This is a genomic window from Lachnospiraceae bacterium KGMB03038, from assembly GCA_007361935.1.
In the GTDB taxonomy this organism is placed as follows: Bacteria; Bacillota; Clostridia; order Lachnospirales; family Lachnospiraceae; genus Massilistercora.
In genome coordinates this window covers 1059025-1077500 of sequence record CP041667.1, presented here as the reverse complement: position 1 = coordinate 1077500, position 18476 = coordinate 1059025, and the positions used below count along the sequence as shown (strand labels likewise).

14 protein-coding genes and 1 pseudogene (1 of these 15 running past the window's edge) are annotated in these 18476 nt (G+C 50.2%); 3 read left to right on the top strand and 12 right to left on the bottom strand.

The features are described 5' to 3' along the window. The 6 genes from FND36_05175 to ald form a co-directional block, all read right to left on the bottom strand. Positions 1 to 240: the 5' portion of a sugar O-acetyltransferase gene (locus FND36_05175; protein ID QDW73490.1), read on the bottom strand. The gene continues 378 nt to the left of window position 1, outside the view; 240 of the gene's 618 nt are visible here — the first part of the coding sequence; the start codon lies at positions 238 to 240; its stop codon lies beyond the left edge, outside the window. 108 nt (positions 241 to 348) lie between these two features. Then, a complete protein-coding gene (radA, locus tag FND36_05170) occupies positions 349 to 1713 on the bottom strand; it encodes a DNA repair protein RadA (protein QDW73489.1) in 1365 nt (454 codons plus the stop codon). Positions 1714 to 1782: 69 nt separating this feature from the next. Next, positions 1783 to 2196 carry an endosialidase gene (locus FND36_05165; protein ID QDW73488.1) on the bottom strand — a complete coding sequence of 138 codons (414 nt, stop codon included), beginning with the start codon at positions 2194 to 2196 and terminating at the stop codon, positions 1783 to 1785. A gap of 55 nt (positions 2197 to 2251) precedes the next feature. Further along, positions 2252 to 4690 (bottom strand): ATP-dependent Clp protease ATP-binding subunit, encoded by a 2439-nt coding sequence (locus FND36_05160; protein QDW73487.1) that lies wholly within the window; start codon positions 4688 to 4690, stop codon positions 2252 to 2254. Further along, positions 4687 to 5070 (bottom strand): GntR family transcriptional regulator, encoded by a 384-nt coding sequence (locus FND36_05155; GenBank protein ID QDW73486.1) that lies wholly within the window; start codon positions 5068 to 5070, stop codon positions 4687 to 4689. The genes FND36_05160 and FND36_05155 overlap by 4 nt, the downstream gene beginning before the upstream one ends. Positions 5071 to 5231: 161 nt before the next feature. Next, positions 5232 to 6350 carry an alanine dehydrogenase gene (gene ald / locus FND36_05150; protein ID QDW73485.1) on the bottom strand — a complete coding sequence of 373 codons (1119 nt, stop codon included), beginning with the start codon at positions 6348 to 6350 and terminating at the stop codon, positions 5232 to 5234. Here ald and FND36_05145 point away from each other — a divergent pair. From FND36_05145 to FND36_05135, 3 genes and pseudogenes are all read left to right on the top strand, one after another. Continuing rightward, entirely contained in the window at positions 6258 to 6485 is a 228-nt protein-coding gene (locus tag FND36_05145; protein QDW73484.1) for a hypothetical protein, read from the top strand. The two genes, ald and FND36_05145, sit on opposite strands and share 93 nt — an antisense overlap. Before the next feature lie 153 nt (positions 6486 to 6638). Next, positions 6639 to 7496, top strand: a complete 858-nt coding sequence (locus FND36_05140) for a MurR/RpiR family transcriptional regulator (GenBank protein ID QDW73483.1) — start codon at positions 6639 to 6641, stop codon at positions 7494 to 7496. Between the two features lie 117 nt (positions 7497 to 7613). Further along, a pseudogene (locus FND36_05135) lies at positions 7614 to 10196 on the top strand (phosphoenolpyruvate synthase). A gap of 17 nt (positions 10197 to 10213) precedes the next feature. On the opposite strand, the gene hemW reads toward FND36_05135, so the two are convergent. The 6 genes from hemW to FND36_05105 all read right to left on the bottom strand — a co-directional run bounded on the left by hemW (position 10214) and on the right by FND36_05105 (position 18460). Then, positions 10214 to 11305 carry a radical SAM family heme chaperone HemW gene (hemW, locus tag FND36_05130; protein QDW73482.1) on the bottom strand — a complete coding sequence of 364 codons (1092 nt, stop codon included), beginning with the start codon at positions 11303 to 11305 and terminating at the stop codon, positions 10214 to 10216. Positions 11306 to 11318: 13 nt separating this feature from the next. Then, on the bottom strand, positions 11319 to 13133 hold the full coding sequence (gene lepA, locus FND36_05125; GenBank protein QDW73481.1) for an elongation factor 4: 1815 nt from the start codon (positions 13131 to 13133) through the stop codon (positions 11319 to 11321). Positions 13134 to 13209: 76 nt separating this feature from the next. Next, complete coding sequence (gene holA / locus FND36_05120) at positions 13210 to 14208, bottom strand: DNA polymerase III subunit delta (GenBank protein ID QDW73480.1); 999 nt, start codon at positions 14206 to 14208, stop codon at positions 13210 to 13212. Between the two features lie 3 nt (positions 14209 to 14211). Further along, entirely contained in the window at positions 14212 to 15225 is a 1014-nt protein-coding gene (locus FND36_05115; GenBank protein ID QDW73479.1) for an alpha-hydroxy-acid oxidizing protein, read from the bottom strand. Between the two features lie 71 nt (positions 15226 to 15296). Beyond that, a complete protein-coding gene (locus FND36_05110) occupies positions 15297 to 17540 on the bottom strand; it encodes a DNA internalization-related competence protein ComEC/Rec2 (protein QDW73478.1) in 2244 nt (747 codons plus the stop codon). Then, positions 17537 to 18460, bottom strand: a complete 924-nt coding sequence (locus FND36_05105; GenBank protein QDW73477.1) for a GerMN domain-containing protein — start codon at positions 18458 to 18460, stop codon at positions 17537 to 17539. Before FND36_05105 ends, FND36_05110 begins: the two co-directional genes overlap by 4 nt. Positions 18461 to 18476 lie beyond the last annotated feature (16 nt).

The window sequence follows — 18476 nt, the reverse complement described above, 5'->3', positions numbered from 1 at the left end:
TTTGCCAAAATGGACATTAGCGCCGCCCATGTTGGCATGGAATGGCGGTTCTATATAACATCCTTCCCCGACTTCAGCAAGCATTTCCCGCAGAATCGTTTCTCTTTTCCCGCTTTCTGTCGGACGGGTCATATTATAATCATACAGGCGGTCCAGCCGCTTTATCTGCTCTTCCAGGATCTCCTCATCCCCCGGCAGGTAAAGCTCTCCTGTATGCATCTTTTCTTTCATGCCGCTCATAAAACACCTCCTATTCTGCATTGAATCGTGTCGGTGAAAATAAAGAAACCTATAAATCAAAATAACGCACGGAAGGAATGTCTCCAATTGGGGCAGCCCTTTCCGCAATTACAGCACACTGATCGCCTGGTTGACAGAACCCACTCCAATAATCCGGATTCCTTCTATCCCCTTCAGTGCTTCCTCAGATACCTTTGGCACGATACAGCTTTTGAACCCCAGCTTCTTCGCCTCTGTCACTCTTTGCTCCGGCATAGTGACCCCGCGCACCTCGCCGCTTAGGCCCACTTCTCCAAATACGATCATATCATCGGGAATCGGTTTATTCCGATAACTGGATGCAATGGCCATCACAACGCCCAAGTCCACCGCAGGCTCGTTCATTCTGATCCCTCCCGCAATATTCACATAGGCATCATAGTTGGAAAGTGCAAGCCCCGCCCGTTTCTCCAGCACCGCCATCAGAAGGTTCACCCGGTTATAATCCAACCCTGCCGCCGTCCTCCTTGGCATACCAAAATTACTGCGGCAGACCAGAGCCTGGATTTCCATCAGCATAGGCCGGGTTCCTTCCATCGCGCAGGCCACAACAGAGCCAGAAGCGTTCTCCGGCTTTCCGCTTAACATGAACTCGGAAGGATTTTTCACTTCCACCAGTCCTTCTGTACGCATCTCAAAAACGCCGATTTCGTTTGTAGAACCAAACCTATTCTTGACCGCCCTCAAGATTCGATAAGAGGCATGGCGGTCTCCCTCGAAATACAGCACCGTGTCCACCATGTGCTCCAGCACCCTAGGTCCCGCCACCGTTCCTTCTTTTGTCACATGGCCCACAATAAAAATAGAAATATTCAGCCCCTTTGCCAGCTGCATAAAGATATTCGTAGACTCCCGAACCTGGGATACGCTTCCCGGCGCCGATGCCACCTCCTCATTATACATAGTCTGGATAGAATCGATCACCACCATATCCGGCCTGCTTTTTTCAATCACATTTCGTATCCTATCCAGGCTTGTCTCACATAAAAGATATAGTTTCTCAGAAAATTCCCCCATCCGGTTTGCCCTGAGGCGAATCTGTTTCAATGACTCTTCTCCCGAAATATAGAGGATATTCTTATTTCCCGCGGAAAGCGCCTGGCAGACCTGCAGCAGCAAAGTGGATTTCCCGATTCCCGGATCGCCGCCCACCAGCACCAAAGAGCCGGGCACGATCCCGCCTCCCAGCACTCGGTCCAATTCTCCGATCTTTGTCTGTATCCGGTCATCTTCATCTGTAGCAACACTTTTCAGCGCAACGGGACGATTATCCCGTTCTTCCTTCACAATTCCGGATTTTCCAGGCGAAGATACCGACACTTTCTCCTCCACAAAGGTATTCCATTCTTTGCAGGCCGGGCACTGACCCAGCCACTTTGTTTCTTCATGCCCGCAGTTCTGGCAGAAAAACACCGTCTTTTTCGCTTTTGCCATTCTTCTCTCCCATGCCGCAAAAAGGGCTGCGATCCGCAGCCCTTCCGCCTTTATATTGTATTCTTTCTTTTATTTCTTGACAATCCTTACAGCAACGCTCTCTCCTTCTGCCAATTCTGTGCTGACACTGAGCTTTCCGCTTAAATTCGTCTTCATGTCGCCCGCCGCGGCTCCATCCAGATAAACGGTATATTCGCTGTCCGCTTCAAGCTCTAAGGTAAATTGGGCATCCTGAGCGCCGGAGACATTGAAAGAAATCTCTTGTTCTGTCGCCTGAAACTGTTCTACCGCTGTTCCCGGAACAGATTCATATACAAACATTCCATTTCTCTCAAGCTTTGTGATCTCAGAAAAAGTTTTGACCTTGTAGAGATCGCCCTGGAATTCAAAACCGTCCAGTTTTGTCTTACTTTCTAAGGTGTAGTCTCCAAAACTGAGCGTTCCGTCTGCCTCAGCTCTTAAAAGCTCCCTCACTGCTGCCATTTCATTTTCCTCCTAGGTTCTTCTTTTGTATCCCCTATTATATATCAATTCCCTTTTATTTTGTAGTCTTTGAAATAAATTTTATTTCTTTTTTAGACATTCCAACGACCACATCGCTGTCTCTTTTTATCTCGCCGGACAGCAGCGCTTCCGCCAGTTTATCTTCCAGCATATTCTGCATAGCGCGGCGTAAAGGACGGGCTCCATACTTCTGATCCGTTCCTTTTTCCACGATATGTTTTTTCACTGAGTCCCGGACAGTAAGATGGATGCCAAGCTGATTTTTTGCCCTGTCCGCAAATTCTCTGCACATCAGACCAACGATCCGTTTCATCTCGTCTTTGCCGAGAGGATGGAACACAAGGATCTCATCGATCCGGTTTAGGAATTCCGGCCGGAAGATCAGCTTGATCTCATTCATAACACTGCTTTTCATTCTCTTATAATCGTCTGCCGCATCTTCTTTGGCATTGAATCCCAGTCTTTTAGGATCTATGATCGCTTGGGCCCCCGCATTGGAAGTCATTATGATCACCGTATTCGCGAAATTTACTTTCCGCCCCTGAGAATCTGTAATATGTCCGTCGTCCAGGACTTGCAATAAGATATTGAACACATCCGGATGGGCTTTCTCAATCTCATCAAACAGGACTACAGAATAAGGATGCCTCCTCACCTGCTCGCTGAGCTGCCCCCCGTCCTCATGTCCCACATACCCCGGAGGAGAACCGATCATCTTGGCCACGCTGTGTTTCTCCATGTATTCAGACATATCAACACGGATCATCGAATCCTCATTTCCGAACAAAGCTTCTGCCAAAGCCTTGGACAGCTCCGTTTTTCCCACTCCGGTAGGCCCAAGGAACAAAAAAGAACCAATAGGACGCCTGGGGTCTTTCAGTCCTACCCGGCCGCGCCTTACCGCTTTCGCAACCGCCGACACCGCCTCATCCTGGCCGATCACTCTCTTATGCAGAGTGACTTCCAGTTTCCGAAGCCGTTCCCCTTCAGATTCCTGGAGCCTCTGTACCGGTATCTTGGTCCACTCAGAGACCACATCCGCGATGTCTGACTCCGCAACATGGATTTCCTTTCCCGCATTTCTCTTCTGGAAGCGTTCTCTCGTCTTCTCTAATTTCTTAGATGCCTCTTCTTTCTCCCGGTTCAGAAGCGCCGCTTCCGCCATATCCCCCTGCCGGATGGATTCCTCGATCTCTCCCAGCAGACGGGCAGTCAGCTCTTCCAGCTCATAAATAGAATCCGGCGCTTTGAATCCCCGCAGGCTTACTTTTGAACAGGCCTCATCCAACACATCGATCGCCTTATCCGGCAAAAACCGATCGCTCACATACCGGTCCGCTAAATATACCGCTCCTTCCAGCGCTTCTTCTTCAATCGTTACGCGATGGTGAGCCTCATACTTTGCTTTCAGGCCTTTCAATATCTCCAGACACTGCTCCTGTGTCGGTTCCTCCACCATAATAGGCTGGAACCGCCGTTCCAGCGCCGCATCTTTTTCAATATATTTCCGATACTCCACAATAGTAGTCGCCCCGATCAGCTGAAGTTCCCCTCTTGCCAGGGAGGGCTTCAGGATATTGGAGGCGTCAATGGCTCCCTCCGCGCCGCCGGCTCCGATGATCGTATGGACCTCATCCAGGAAAAGGATGATATTTCCCGCCGCTTTTACTTCCTGTATCAGACGTTTCATCCGCTCTTCAAATTCTCCTCGGTACTTGGAGCCAGCCACCATTCCCGCCAAATCCATGGTCAGGATCCGCTTATTCTTCATGCTGTCCGGGACCACGCCGGCCGCGATCTGCTGAGCCAGCCCTTCGATCACCGCGGTCTTTCCAACTCCAGGCTCGCCAACCAGGCAGGGATTATTCTTCGTCCTTCTGCTTAAGATCTGCATAAGCCGGCCAATCTCCTCTTTTCTCCCAATCACGGGATCCAGCTTCCCTTCCTCTGCCTGTGCGGTAAGATCCGTACCGAATTGTTCCAGTACACCTTCCTTTTTCCGTACATTTTCCTGGTTCATCTCATCTTGATATTCCCGCGGGTCTGCTCCCAGGACTTCCAAAATATCCTGGAACAATTTCTGCAAGCTGATCCCCAGAGTCAAAAGGATCCTGGTGGCGACGCAGTCCACATCCCGCAGAAGGGCAAGAAGCATATGTTCCGTCCCCGTCTGTTCCGAATGGAAACGAACTGCTTCCGCCTGGCTTTCCTCCAGAATATATTCTAACCTGGGACTGTTTCCGGCCCTTTCTTTTACGACTGTATTCCCTACCGGCGATACCAGTTCATCCACGATTTTCAGAATACTCTCTTCATCCACCCCGTTCGCCGCAAGGACCTGCCCTGCCACGCCGGTATACACCTTCCGCAATCCCAAGAGCAGATGTTCTGTTCCTATATATGGATGCTTCAGTTCTCTAGCCTCAACTCCAGCGATCCTCAGCGCTTCCTTTGCCTGTTCCGTATAATTCATTCTGTCCTTCCCTTTCTATACTCGTCAAAAATCTCATCTACCAGCTCGTGCGCCTCTTCACGGGAAATGTTTTTACAACTCCCTTTGGCCAGCAGAATCCGCAGCTGCCTCTTCAGCTCCAAAAGCGTCTGAGCCTTATTGGCATCAATGGCGATCACCGCGCCTCTTCGCCGGTCAAGCTGAATAAACCCTTCCTGCTTCAAAACAGAATAAGCTTTATTGACTGTATGCATATTGATTCCTACCATATCAGCCAGCTGCCGGACAGAGGGCAATGTATCTCCCTCATGGATCGTCGCTGTAGCAATCCCCATAATGATCTGATTCTGCAATTGCACATAGATTGCCTCGTCACTGTTAAAATCGATTTCTATTATCATAAAATCACCTTTTTCTTTTGTTATATATACATTAGCACACGTGGCATAGGAAAGCAAGTTGTTTTTAGAAGCGCAAAGGGACCCGCGGCTTTTCGCCGCAGGCCCCTTCTCGCAACTTTGAAGGAATTAAGTTTGGAAATTTCTAAGATAAGTGTCGGTCATTAACACAGAGTCTTAATGTCTACATATTCATAGCAGTCAAAGCTGTCCGCAACGTTCTTGCAGGTCAGTTTGCCGTCATAAGTATTGATCGCAGAGTAGATCACTTCATTATCTTTACATGCCTGCTCCAATCCTTTGTTCGCGATCTGCAGTCCGTAGAATACGGTCGCGTTGGTCAAAGCGATCGTAGATGTTCTCGGAACAGCTCCCGGCATATTTCCTACACAGTAGTGAACTACGCCATCTTCAACGAAGATCGGATCGTCGTGATAAGTTACCTTTGTGGTCTCACCGCATCCGCCCTGGTCAACCGCAACGTCAACGAATACAGCGCCTGGCTTCATTTCTTTGAGGTATTTCTTCTTAAAGATCTTCGGAGCGGCTTTTCCTGGGATCAGAACAGAACCGATCACCAGATCCGCCTCTTTAACAGCTTTCTCGATGTTGGCGTCATTGGAAACAAGAGTCTGTACCCGCGCTCCAAACAGGTCATCCAGATAAGCCAGTCTTGGAAGGCTGATGTCCATGATCGTTACATTTGCGCCCATGCCTACCGCGATCTTACATGCGTTTGTTCCTACATTACCGCCGCCCAGGATTACGATATTTGCTTTCGGAGTTCCCGGAACACCAGCAAGGAGAACACCTTCTCCGCCGAATGTCTTCTCAAGATATTTCGCGCCTTCCTGGATACTCAAACGTCCGGCGATCTGGCTCATAGGAGCAAGCAGCGGAAGTCCGCCCTGTTTTGGATCAAATAAGGTCTCATAAGCGACACCTTTTACTTTGCCGTTCAACAGAGCATCTGTCTGCGGTTTGTCCGCCGCCAGGTGCAGATATGTATAGAGGATCAGTCCCTCGTGGAACAGCGGATACTCTTCCGGCAGAGGCTCTTTAACCTTGATCATCATTTCTACTGTATCCCATACTTCCTTAGCCGTATCGATCATCTTCGCTCCGGCTGCCGCATATTCATCATCGGTAAATCCGGAACCGACTCCAGCGCCTTTTTCGATATAAACCTCGTGTCCCGCTCCAACATAAATCTTTACATTGTCAGGAGTCATACCCACACGAAATTCATTGTTTTTGATTTCTTTTACACATCCTACTTTCACTTATCTCTACCTCCTAAATTTAAAAATTTTCCGTTCCGCTTCCGCAGTGTGCAGAAAGTAAATGAACAATATTTTTCACAAAGTTTCTTTTGTGAAGAATATTATTCATTTGTCTTTAAAATTATAGTAACATAAGGTTCTCTATTATTCAATAAAAGTTATTTTTTTCACAAATCCTTTTGAATACGGGTAGTTTTTTCAAATTGTCTTTACAATTTCCTTGCATCTTTGCAGGATTCGTGATTAAATTATCATAGAATAGAACGCATCACCGGAGGCATTTAACCTATGAAAGAACTACACGAACTAATCCACAACGCAAATCTGACCAAAACACAGAAGACCATCGCGGAATTTATCCTCGACAACTCCTCCGAGGCTTGCTTTATGACCTCCACAGAAATTGCCCAAAAGCTTTCCGTCAGCGAATCTTCCGTTATCCGCTTCAGCCGCTCTCTTGGGTTCTCCGGATTTATGGATTTCCAAAAAGCGCTGAGGAAAAGCTATCAGGGGAAGGTTTTAAACATTTCCAGTTCTATTACCGTCCCTTCCCAGCGGGCTGCCAAGGCCTCAAAGCTTGGGAAAGATTCTGAATATATCCAGCTCCATTTCAATAATGCCGCCAAAAATCTAGAAACCGTTTTCGTCAACAATACCAGCGCTTCTTTTCGCGAAGCCGCCGGGCTGATCATCAAGGCCCGGCGCAGATATATTGTTGCCACCCGCGGGAACGCCTGTCTTGGCGATTATTTTCTTCTATATCTGAAGCACATGCTTCCAAACGTGGAAACCACCGCTTCCAGCTCCATCAGTCCAATCGATCATATCTGCAGCATCACCAAGGACGACTGCCTGATCGTATTTAGTTTCCCCAGGTATTCATCTGTGGACCGCTGTGTTGTGGAAATGGCCAAGGAAGCCGGCGCTTCCATCGTAGTCATCACCGATAAGCCAAGCGCCCTGCTGGCCCCGTACGCTTCCGCCCTGATCACAGTTCCGGTAGACAGCAGTACTTTTTTTAATTCAATGATCGCTCCCCAGTTTGCGGCGGAAATCCTGTTGGACGTGATCAGCCATCAAGTAAAGGGCATTGAGAAGCGGCTGAAAAAGATCGACCGTTACTTAGGAGAACTTGGAAATTACTAGTAATTCTGATATAATAAGAGAAAACACGACCGGCAAGGGCGCCGCAGAAGTTCTGCGCGTCCTTTTTTCATGTCTGAACTAAAAACCCTATTTCATTTGCAGAAGGAGGAATATCTTATGAGTGCATTTGACAAGATCAGCAGCGGGTTCTCCGGCGTAGATGCTCTACTGGATCATATCCGCATGGGCGACAATGTAGTGTGGCGTGTGACTGCCCTGGAAGAATTCCGCTTCTTTGCCGAGCCATTTGCCCGGCAGGCGATTCAGGACGGGCGTAATCTGATCTATATGCGCTTCGCGGGCCATGAGCCTTTACTGACTCCGCGTCCCGGCCTTAAAATCCGCGAATTCGACCCGGATAAAGGGTTTGAGGCGTTTACGGTAGACATTTACCAATGCATCGCAAAAGAGGGACGGGACGCGTTCTACATTTTTGACAGCCTCTCTTCCCTTCAATCTGCCTGGTATACAGATCTTATGATGGGGAATTTCTTCCAGGTAACCTGTCCCTTCTTATTTCGTCTGGACACCGTAGCTTATTTCCCGCTCCTGCGGGGGCGCCACTCCTATGAGGCTGTAGCCAGGATACGGGATACCACTCAGCTCCTTCTTGATGTCCATACCGGAGACGCTCTCTATCTGCACCCTCTCAAAGTATGGAACCGATATTCTGCCAAAATGTTTCTTCCCCACTCTTATGACCAGGCGTCCGGGGCCTTCCGCACCTTAGAAGACGGCGTAGCCTTAAGCCGGTATTACCAGCTGCTGGAAGAGGAAGAAACAGAAATGACGGACCAAAATTATGACAGTCATGACCGCTTCTTCTCCATGGCCAGAGAGGCTTATCGGAGAGGAACTTTTGACCTGGACACAGAACAGCAGATTCTGGAAAGCACTTTGACCAGAGATTCCCGCCTGCAGGAAATGATCAAGAAGTACTTTTCTCCTAAAGACTATTTTCTCATCCGGGACCGAATGGCTGGAAGCGGTTCTATCGGCGGGAAAGCCTGCGGCATGCTGCTTGCCCGCAAGATCGTCCATCAGCATCTTCCTCAATACTTGGCACATCAGGAACCTCATGATTCTTTTTATATCGGTTCCGATGTCTTCTATACTTATATCGTCTCCAACAACTGCTGGGAAACCCGCATTGCCCAGCGGACGTAGGACGGGTACTTTAAGAAGGCTCAAGACCTGAGGAACGCCCTCTTGTCTGGAACTTTTCCTCCTGACATCCGTGAGAAATTCCGGTCTATCATCGAATATTTTGGGCAAAGTCCGATCATCGTCCGCTCTTCCAGCTTTCTGGAGGACGGATTTGGGAATGCGTTTGCCGGCAAATACGAGTCTGTTTTCTGCGTTAATCAGGGTACCCCGGAGGAGCGTCTCTTGGCCTTCGAAGATGCGGTGCGCGCCGTTTACGCCAGTACCATGGATCTCTCCGCCTTGGAATATCGAAGGCAAAGAGGATTGGAACAACACGATGAGCAAATGGCCGTTCTGGTCCAAAGAGTTTCCGGCTCCTACCACGGCCCTTACTTCTTCCCATCCGCCGCCGGAGTTGGTTATAGCTACAGCGTTTATCGCTGGAACTCCGATATGGACCCCTCTGCAGGCCTTCTTAGGATCGTGGCCGGACTTGGGACACGAGCGGTAGACCGGACAGAAAATGATTATCCCAGGCTGGCGAATCTGGACCGTCCTTCCGCCTCTATGCACAGCACTGCCGCAGACAGGCATCGTTTCTCCCAGAGGAACCTGGATGTTCTGGACACCAGCCAAAATGCTCTCGTCACCATTTCCGCCGACTCTCTGATCGAGCAGCTCCCACTGTGGTATAAAAAAGCGGTTATGGAAAGAGACTATGAGGCTGAAGCTTCCCTGGAACGGATGAACCGGCGCCGGCAGGTCTGGTTCATTACCTGCCAGAAACTTCTGGAAAACAAAGAATTCACAGACATTATGCGGCAGATCCTCCATACTCTGGAGAAGGTTTACGAACATCCGGTAGACATCGAATATACCGTCAACCTGGACGAACAAGGCCGTTTTGTAATAAATCTGCTCCAATGCCGGCCTCTGTACACCGGTCATCAAGGATCATCTGTAGAGATCCCTTTATTGGCGGACAAAGACATCTTCTTTTCCCTTCAGAATTCTTCCATGGGAAATTCCGTCAAAGAAAAGATTGATGTTGTCGTCCAGATTGACCCCACAGCCTACTACAACTATCCTTACAGCCTGAAATCCCAGGCCGCAGAAGCAGTAGGACAAATCAATCGGTTTTATCGGGGAAAAGGAAAACATCTTCTCCTTTTATCTCCAGGCCGCCTGGGCACCTCCTCCCCAGAGCTGGGTGTCCCCGTCAGATTCGCGGATATCTCCGGGTTTAGAGGCATCTGCGAAGTCTCCGACAGCGGGGCCGGATACCTTCCGGAGCTAAGTTATGGAAGCCATATGTTCCAGGATCTGATCGAAGCAGGTATCTTTTACTGCGCTATTTGGAACGACCATCGAACAAAAATCTATCATCCAGATCTTTTTATCCAATGCAGGAACATCTTTCCGGAAATCTGTCCAAATATGGAATCTCTCTTTCCCATGTTCCGGGTGGCAGAGCCTGAAGAATTGTATTATTGGAACGACCCAATATCCGGGAAAACGATGTGCGGATGTCAATTGGGGACGGGGGATTTTTAAAAATCCCCCGTCCCCAATTACAACAAGAACTCGCTCATCACTGAATTGCTGACATCGATCCCTCGCTCGGTCAACCGCACATACTCTCCTTTTTTCTCCATCAATCCCAGGCGGTACATCCGCTCCAGCACCTCTTTGTATACACGGTCCATAGAACTTCCGAAATTCTCCGCAAACTGTTCCAGCGACACTCCTTCCGTTTTCCTCAAGCCCAGAAACATGTATTCTTCCATCTGTTCCTGCAGGGTCAGCTCCTGTGGCTCTTCACCCTCTGCCCAGCGGCGGTTATCGATCAAAGAAGCGGCTCCGCTCCCGATGCCCAGGTAGTCGGTCCGGTTCCAGTATCCCAGGTTATGCCTGCACTCGTACCCCTTCTTCGCATAATTGGAGATCTCATAGCGGTGATATCCGTAGGACGCCAGAATCCTGGCTGTATCGTAATACATCTGCCGCTCTGCTTCTTCACCGGGCAGTTCATCTGCGTGCCCCCCTTCTCCGTATCGCTCATAGAAAGGCGTTCCTTCCTCGATGATCAGGCTGTAGGCGGAAATATGCTCCGGCCCAAGCTCCGCCGTCCTCCTAAGAGTCTGATCCCAGCTTTCCACCGTCTGATAAGGGATCGCCGAGATCAAGTCCACATTGATATTCCTAAAGCCTTCCTCTCTGGCAAGCCGGTAAGTATCCAGGAAATCCTGAACGGTATGGATCCTTCCCAACATCTTTAACTCTTGGTCATCCATGGACTGCAGGCCGATACTCAGCCGGTTGATGCCCACCTTCCGGTATGTTTTCAGTTTTTCCCGCGTCACCGTCCCCGGATTCATCTCGGTAGTGATCTCCGCATCTTCCGCCAAGGCAAATGTCTCCCGGATCGCCTGAAAAATCGCTTCTGTCTGCTCTGCTTTCAGGATGGACGGCGTACCGCCGCCCAGAAAAATGCTGACAACCGAAGAAACCTCTGCCAGTTCTCCGTAGGAACGGATCTTCCGGCAAAGGTTTTCCACATAGGCCTGCCGCTCCTCCTCACCGGCCGGAGCGGACAGGAAATCACAGTATTTACACTTGCTGACGCAAAAAGGAATATGAAGATATAATTCTAAGGGTTTCATACAAGAACCTCTCTTATTTATCATCCAGCTTCAAAACGCTCATAAAGGCCTTCTGCGGAATCTCTACATTGCCCACCTGGCGCATCCGCTTCTTTCCTTCTTTTTGCTTCTCCAAAAGCTTCTTCTTCCGGGTGATATCTCCGCCGTAACATTTGGCCAGCACGTCTTTGCGCAGAGCGCGCACGGTCTCCCTGGCAATGATCTTACTGCCGATCGCCGCCTGGATCGGAATCTCGAAAAGCTGGCGCGGAATCTCTTCTTTGAGCTTCTCGCACATCTTCCGGCCTCTCTCATAAGCCGTATCCCCGTGGACAATGAAGGACAGCGCGTCCACTTCTTCCTTGTTGATCAGGATATCCAGCTTCACTAATTCAGACTGCTCGTAGCCGGCCAGCTCATAATCAAAGGAAGCATACCCTCTGGACCGGGATTTGAGAGCGTCAAAGAAATCATAAATGATCTCGTTGAGCGGAAGCTTATAACGCAGGACCGCACGGGTCTCTTCAATGTATTCCATTCCCTCGTACACGCCCCGCCGCTCCTGGCACAGATCCATGATAGATCCGATGTACTCTGACGTCACCATGATCTCCGCTTTCACCACCGGCTCTTCCATGTAATCAATCTCCGATGGATCCGGCAGATTGGTGGGATTCGTCAGATCGATCACTTCGCCATCCGTCTTATAAACCTTATAAATAACGCTGGGCGCCGTTGTTACAAGATCCAGGTTATATTCCCGTTCCAGCCGCTCCTGGATGATCTCCAGGTGCAAAAGCCCCAAGAAGCCGCATCGGAACCCAAAGCCGAGAGCCACTGAAGTCTCCGGTTCAAACTGAAGAGACGCATCGTTTAACTGCAATTTTTCCAGCGCGTCTCTCAGATCCGGATACTTCGCCCCATCCGCCGGATACATGCCGCAGTACACCATAGGATTGACCTTCCGATATCCAGGCAGAGGCTCCGCACAGGGATTCTGGGCGTTGGTCACTGTATCTCCAACTCTGGTTTCTTTCACATTCTTCAGGCTGGCAGTAATATAGCCTACCATGCCCGCGCTCAGTTCTTCACAGGGGATCAGCTGGCCAGCCCCAAAATAACCTACTTCCACCACTTCCGCCTTGGCTCCTGTAGCCATCATCCGGATCGGCGTACCTTTTTTCACCACTCCGTCTTTGATCCGGCAGAACACGATCACACCTTTATAAGAATCATAGACGGAATCGAAGATCAGAGCTTTCAGCGGCGCATTGGGATCGCCTTGGGGCGCCGGGATCTTTTCCACCACCTGTTCCAGAACCTGATCCACATTCAGCCCCGTCTTCGCGGAAATCTGGGGCGCATCGGAAGCTTCGATCCCGATCACGTCCTCGATCTCCTCGATCACCCGCTCTGGTTCCGCGCTTGGAAGGTCTATCTTATTGATGACCGGCATCACGTCCAGATCATGATCCAGCGCCAGATATACATTCGCCAGAGTCTGGGCTTCCACCCCCTGAGCCGCATCCACCACCAGGATCGCGCCGTCGCAGGCCGCCAGGCTTCTGGATACCTCATAGTTAAAGTCCACGTGCCCTGGGGTATCAATCAGATTGAAAATATATTCTTCTCCATCCTTAGCCTTGTATACTGTCCGAACTGTCTGGGCTTTGATAGTGATCCCTCTCTCCCGCTCCAGCTCCATATTGTCCAGCACCTGCGACTGCATCTCCCTGCTGGTCAAAAGTCCCGTCATCTCAATGATCCGGTCCGCCAGCGTGGATTTTCCGTGGTCGATATGGGCGATGATACAAAAATTACGAATTTTGCTCTGATCTATCTCTGCCATTGTCTGTCCTTTCTTCCTGGTATCATTTCTATCAAACTAAGTTTGCCGCGTAAGTCTTCAATCTAGTTTCTGCTTGCTAGTTTCTGCTTGGAGACGCCTGTTTCGTCCTGGAAGCAATAAACAGCTCCACACTCATCCGGTCTCCCAGCCGCCCTGTCTTTACTGCCTCTTCCAGTTCTGCCGCCTCTTCCATAGCGCTTCTTAGCTCCCCGCTTTTAAAGTCCCGGCACTGCCGCATATATTTTCCCGCCACAAAAGGGTGCAGTTTCGCCACTTTCGCGATCCGCGCTTTGTCCGCGCCGGTTTTCATCAATTCTTTGACTTCCAGAAGAAGCCGGAACTGCCTGGCCAAAAGATACAAGATCCGCATGGGAGGTTCCTTCAATGCCAGCAGGTCATAGTAGTATTCCAGGGCTTTCTTCTGCTGCCGCTTCGCGACTGCTTCCACCATATCAAAGATCTGGTTGGTGATCTGAACGGTGCAGATCGCATCGATGTCCTCTTCCGTGATCTGACTTCTTCCCATAGTATAGGCAAATAGTTTGTCCATCTCCTGGGTCAGATTCTCCATATCCGTTCCTGCCCGCTCTACCAGATGGCGGGCCGCTTTCTCTGTGATCTGCTTCCTTTCACGCTTCATACAGCCGGCAATCCAGTAGAGCAAGGTTTTCTCATCCTGGCGCCCCAGCTCCACAGCCCGTCCCTTAGCCTTCACAGCCTTGTACATCCTGCCTCTTTTGTCTACCTCATTTTCCACAAAAAGAAAGCAGGCTGTCTCCGGCACCTCTTGTAGGTAGTCGGCAAGCTGCGGCTCAGAACTCTTAAAAAAACCGGAATTCTCTACCACGATCAGCCTGCGCTCCGCAAAAAAAGGCATAGTCTGCGCAAGATCGATAAGCTCCGCGCTGTCGATGCCCTTTCCCTCATAGCAGGCATAGTTCATCGTATCGCCTTCCGGCAGCATGGCCTTGATAAGCCTTTCTTTGTATTGCTTCTTCAGGTACGCCTCCTCTCCATAGAGGAGGTATACCTGCTTAAACTGTCCTGTTTTAATGTCTTCATTTAGACTTTTCATAGATTATCTGATCATATCCCTCGTAATCTCATCCAAACTGTGAGCTCCACACATCGCCATTGTGTCGGCAAGTTCATCCGCCAGCTTTTGAACCAGCACGTTCACTCCCTCTGCGGCAGCTCCATAGACGGCAGTCACAAATGGACGGCCGATCAATACCGCGTCCGCTCCCAGGGCCAGAGCCTTAAATACATCTACGCCTGAACGGATTCCGCCGTCCACCAGGATCTTCATATCCGCTCCCACCGCTTCTGCGATCTCCGGCAAAACTTCCGCGGTGGTCGGACACTGATCCAGAACCCGGCCGCCATGATTGGATACTACGATCGCGGAGGCTCCCGCTTCTTTTGCTTTCAGAGCCCCTTTCACCGTCATGATCCCTTTTACCACAAATGGCACGCCAGCCGCCGCAACGACTTCTTTTAGCTCTTCCACCGTCTTGCTTCCCGCCGGCGGGGTCAGATTCTTCAAAAACGGAAGGCCGGCCGCATCAATATCCATAGCCGCCGCAAAAGCCCCTGATTCTCTTACCAGCGCGAACTTTTCTTTCAATGTGTTGATATCCCATGGCTTCACCGTTGGGATCCCGCGGCCGCCAGCGCTTTTAATGGCCTTGGTGGCTCCTTCCATAACCGCCGGATTGGTTCCATCCCCGGTAAAAGCCGCAATACCAGCGTCCGCGCAGGCAGATACCAGGATATCGTTATATTCCAGATCATCATACTTATCGCCGTAGTGCATCTTCATCGATCCGATAGGCGCGGCAAAGATCGGATAGCGCATGGTCTGGCCAAAAATCGAAAGACTGGTATCCACCGGCTTATTCTCACAGATGGTATCCATATTGATGCACAGTTCCTGCCATTTCTCATAATTCTGGATCGCTACCGTTCCGGTTCCTTTCGCGCCAGGTCCTGGGATTTTATTGGAACAGGCCTTGCCGTTGCAGACCGGACAGGCTTTACAATACTCGCCGATACAGGTTCTTGCCTGCTGTAATACCTCTTCATAAGTCATGAATGATTCCTTCTTTCTTTTCTATGATTTCAAATTTTTTCTTCCTACAGAAGTATACTAAATTTCAAGAATTAATTCAACTGCAAAAACCCGGTTATAGTCATGGTTTTCCCGTCCGTCTCTATCTCCACCGCCCCTGAATCCGCCGTAGAGCAAACTTTGCTTCCTGCTTTCTTTAGCCGGTCCACTGTATCCGGATGAGGATGACCATACCGATTGTCTGCTCCAGCAGAAATCACAGCATAGGCAGGAGGCGCCGCTTCCAGGAAAACTTCCCCGGTGGAGCTTCCCGAACCGTGATGAGCCACTTTCAGCACATCCCAGCTTATTTCTCCATAGGATTCTTTCAGTCTTTTCGTCAAAACTTCTTCCCCTGTCCCTTCCACATCTCCCGTCAGCAGAAGGTCAAAATCTCCATACCGCAGGGCCAGCACCATGGATGCCTCGTTGCCGGGCTCCCCGGCAAAATCCTCTTTTGGATGCAGACAGGTTAAAGTCATTCCCCCGCCGGCAAGTTTTTGTCCCGGATGGATCACCATTACAGGGATTCCCGCTTCTTCTGCCTTTCCCGCCAATGTTTTCAAATGTTCCTCCCATAGTTCCTCCGGCGGCAGTACCAATGCTCCTATGGTGATCCCCTGATCTCTTCTTTCGATCAGCTCTTCCGCCCCGCTGTAATGATCCAGATCTCCATGGGTGATCAGCACCCAGTCGATCCGGCTCTCCCCTTTTGCTTTAAGAAATGGTTCGATCCGGTACTTTCCGATCTGCTCCTGTGTACTGCTGCCCCCGTCGATCAAATAGGTGCCGCCCTTTGGATCCCGGATAAAGATCCCGTCTCCCTGCCCCACATCCAGCACAGTAACAGACAGCTGCCCCTGCGGCCCGGGCGGGAATAAAATAACCCCCGCCCCAATGCACCAAAGGATAGGAACTACCGCCGCCGCCAATCTCTGTCCCTTAGTCTTGTCCTTCCCTTTGCTTTCTTCCTTCTTCTCCTTCTTTCCCCGCCTCCACAGGCAGAGCAGACTAAGGCTCAGACAAAGATAATAGACTGCCATCTGCCATATCTCCGGTTTCCCTGTGATCACGCGCGAACCAGGCAGCGCCGCCATCAGCCGGCAGCTCTCTTCGTAGATCCAGAAGATCCCCCGGCATATCTGCAGCAGCAGTTCGCCCAAAGAAGGCACGAAAAAAAACGTCAGACTTCCCGCGAGCCCCAGCACAAGAAGCAGGGAAAACAGAGGGATCACCAGAAGATTTAGGAGCAGAGAATAGGGTGGAAATTCAAAGAAATACCACGCAAGAATCGGAAAGATCATCAGATTGACGCAAAGGCTGGCCCAAAATCCCTGAACAGGAAGCCTCTCAAAATACGGAAGCAGGACCAACATTCCCAAAACCGCTCCGTAAGAGAGCCAGAATCCCCCGTCAAAGAGATATAAGGGCTTCCAAAGGACTGCCGCCGCCGCGGAAAAGGACAGCGCTGTCAGGCCGTCATAATGTCTGCCCGTCATATCCGCTCCGATCCTGAACAGAAACATCAGAAACGCCCGCACTACCGAAACTGTCAGACCGATCATCAGAACATACAGACCAAGGAATATGATTCCTGCCGCTCCGCCCCCTATGTAAGAACCGGTCCCGCGCCGAAAGATCTGGTATACGCCAAGACCGATGAAGGAAATATGCAAACCGGATATAGCCAGAATATGACCAATCCCCTGATCCTGATACAGTTCCTTCACCTGCGGGTCCATTCCCGCCTTCTCTCCCAGCAGGATAGCCGACAGGATAGTTCCGTCTTTCTCTCCCATGGTCTCGATCAGTCCCTTCCTCCACATCTGGCGGAACTGATACAATCCCTCCCTGAAATAATCGGTATCCCTGTCCGTCACCTGAATCCTGGCGGCCCATACGCTTCCATAGATCTCCCGCCTGCGGTCGTACAGCCGCCGGTCAAAACCTCCGGGATTGCGCGCCTCCTCTTGCGGGAACACCTGGCCTTCCACAACCAGACGGTTTCCAATGGCAATTTCTTTTTTCTTGTCGTCATAAACGATGATTCCGGGTATCTGGAACGAATGTCCCTTAGACCTTACAGAATTGTCCTTTAGATATAAGATTTGATAATCTTCTTTCGTTTCTCTTTGATAGATCTGGCCCGCAAAACAGATAATCTCTTTTTCCTCTCCCCAGGTTTCCATCGGAGAAGGCTTAAGCTCTTTCAGAAACTTTCCTCCTCCGGCAAAGACCTGGATGCACAGGATCAAAAATACTGCCAGGCTCATAAAACATAATGGCCGATTCTTCAATTATCCTCCTCTATCAGATCTGCGTTCATGGAAAATGGCTGGCTGATGTCGTTCGCCCCCTGATAGGAGATATTCGTCTCCCCATTGACAAGAATCTGGACCTGCCCCGCATTTCCGCTTCCCGCAATAGAATTCACAATTGAGTAGATCGTAAGCTCAGGATCCACATTTTCCACTGCCGTCAGAAACTCTTCGCTGAAATTCACATAACAGACACCGTCTCTGACGGAAATTCCCAGAAGCCTTGTCTCTTCTGGAAGCGTTGGAAGGAGCTCTTCATCGGAAGGGCCCTTGATCAGCTGCTCAACAATCATTTTCTCTGCCGAATTATTGCTGTTGTAGCGCATGCGGACCTCTTTGCGCACCAGCTTATCCCCATTAGAATTCGCGAAATACAGGCTGAAATCTCCCACCTGATACGAATGAAGGGAAGAGCCTACATTCTGTACAAAATCCTCTGATGTCATAGCTCCCACGGCATTTCCGTCCCTTCCCACCAGGGGAGTATCGCCAATATAAAACTCTACTGAATCCACGCCTTCGATCTGGGTCAGCGACTGGACAACGGCGGCTCGCAAAAGCACTTCCGACACCCGATCCATCTCTTGGTAATCTTCTGTAAAATACAGCGCCAGCCTGCCTTCATCCAGCACGCACTTTTCCACCGCGACCCCCTGCGGAAACGCGCTTTTATAATCAACGGAATCCGTAGCGGCCTGAAGTTCTTCCAGCATAGATTCCACCGCCTGCTCCGTTTCTTGATCCAGGTCTCCCGCTTCCTGCTTTACTAAACCTGTCCCATCTGTATTGACATAGTAAAGAAAGGGGCCGTCTCCTTCCTTCTCTTTGCCTGCCGCGCATCCGGCAAGGAGAGATATCACGGCAGTCAAAAGCAGCAAAAAATAGATTTTTTGTTTCATCCGGTCCTCCTTTCTC